2 protein-coding genes are annotated in these 1,992 nt (G+C 40.2%); both read right to left on the bottom strand.

Going from position 1 to position 1,992, the window contains the following annotated elements; genetic code table 11:
• Window positions 1–90 precede the first annotated feature (90 nt).
• Window positions 91–1,467, bottom strand: coding sequence for a type II secretion system protein (locus RMO84_RS01430; protein ID WP_310486665.1), 1,377 nt, complete (start codon window positions 1,465–1,467; stop codon window positions 91–93).
• Window positions 1,421–1,909, bottom strand: coding sequence for a hypothetical protein (locus tag RMO84_RS01425; protein ID WP_310486663.1), 489 nt, complete (start codon window positions 1,907–1,909; stop codon window positions 1,421–1,423). Before RMO84_RS01425 ends, RMO84_RS01430 begins: the two co-directional genes overlap by 47 nt.
• Between the last annotated feature and the right edge of the window lie 83 nt (window positions 1,910–1,992).

The raw sequence follows: 1,992 nt of genomic DNA, 5'->3' as shown, positions 1-1,992 counted from the left end.
CGATCTGCGGCTGTTTGCGAACCTTGCCAACTCATCCAATCTACTCCCAGACCTAGTTACAACTATTTACATACTTACAGCATACCGCACTTATTTCGACAGGACATTCCGAGGGAAATATTCAGCCATCGCTTTTAATTTCTCGGCATCTTCAGCAGTTGGGTTCGCAGATCGTCCCGTGGCATCATACTTGGCATGTATTTCAACTTTAATCCCAGCAAGCAACTTCCAATTAACATCGTCATCCACTACCGAACCATTGTAATTAAATTTACATATGTATTTTGGGTTCTCGGCAGTTCCGATAGTGGGTTGATCTAAGAATGGTGCTGTGTTGGTGCAAATATCTGATGCGGGTATTGGATTTGATGCGGGTGAAGGATTGACATTCCGATCGGTAGCATTATAAATCCGTGCAGAAGCTCTAAAGTGATCGATTTTTTTAATCAATGTTAATGGTGCTTGACCATTCACAGATACTTGAAATTCACCACCACTGGTTAATGTGTAAACTCTTTCCTCTAATATGTAGATTGGCTTACCAATACCATATGCAACTGCTTTGTTTTTGGTATTATTGTCGATCGTTTTTTGGTCGAATCCCTTAGCATAGTCGATCGAGCCACTAGTCTGTAATGTAATACTGTATCTTTTACGATTAACAACAGTATCTAATCCATTTGCAGCATCTGCGGTTTCATTAGTTTGATTGAAGATCAGCATATGTCCATTTTCATCGGACACTGCAATTCTGAGTTTTTCACTAGTCACTGAGTCGCAAAAATCATCGGTTACTCTAGTCGTACTATCATAAGGAACAGTAGGATTAGGTTCGTCAAGTTTGCAGCGATAATCTCGCGCTTTACGAAGCGCAGGCGGCAGCGTGAGGGCTAGTCTCGTCGTTGTTGGATATGTAGTTGCTGGATCGGTAGGATTAACAGTAACACTCGATCGAGTAGCTGGTCGGATGACAAACAGTGGATTTGTAGTCGTTGCGACGTCGCAATTTGTAGATGCGCTGACGGTGGTGGCAGTACTATCGGAAACCAGTAGAGAGGTTAGTGTAGCGGGATCTGTACCCGCAGGGATGTTCTGACACAAAGTTAATGCATCGCTGACCGATCTGCGAATCGTGATTTTAGAAGAGCCACTCATGCTCCCTGTGTCGGTATTGGGTGCAAACTCGATCGAGGGAAACGAGATGTCACTAATTAGTTCTCCAGATTGCTTGATGTCGTTACCAATCATTTCGAGAACTGCCGATAGATTCTGGCTAGAATCAATACTTTTCTTGTCTTTATTAAAAGTTGTACTAGCCTCGACAAAAGCAGTCAATGCTAGTCCACCAACAATAAGCATGATGGACAGACCTAATATTAGTTCGAGGAGTGTAAATCCTTTGTCAGAATGCTTGGCTCTACTAAAATGCAGTATAAGTGCCTTCAAGATCGTATACTTTTGAACCACGATAACTTACCTCTACTTTAAATTTTCGATATTTACTACTACAAACTGTTGCATCTGCATTTTTACCTTCACAATAAGTCACTTTTGTTTGATATTGTCTCCCCATTGCTTTGGTTAATAGTTTCTGAGCATCTGTAGGTGAAGTAAGATCTGGTATCGATATCGGATTAGTTGTAGAAGCACTAGCGACACCATCATTGTCGGGCATGTCTACAATTGGTTGCGATCGAATCTTGTCAAATGTCCGTTGTGCTACAATCAAAGCACCAGTCCTAATATCACTTTTAGAGTTGTTAATTTTGGCATATAGGAATAGTGGCATTGCATAAGCAAGACAGATGCCTAAAGTGGTTAGTGCAATGACTGTCTCTAGCAAGCTAAATCCTTGCTTAGATTCGAGAATTTTTTGGTGAAGATTATTTTTGTTGTTTGTTATTTTCATGTTATCAAACATCGGTACTTTTAAAATTATTTACACGCATTATTCTAATATTTGAAATCAATAACTTAAATTCAACATATTGA

It is taken from the genome of Chamaesiphon sp. VAR_69_metabat_338 (assembly GCF_031423935.1).
Taxonomy (GTDB): Bacteria; Cyanobacteriota; Cyanobacteriia; order Cyanobacteriales; family Chamaesiphonaceae; genus Chamaesiphon.
The sequence above is the reverse complement of the archived record's forward strand: the minus strand, read 5'-3'. Positions and strand labels throughout refer to the sequence as shown.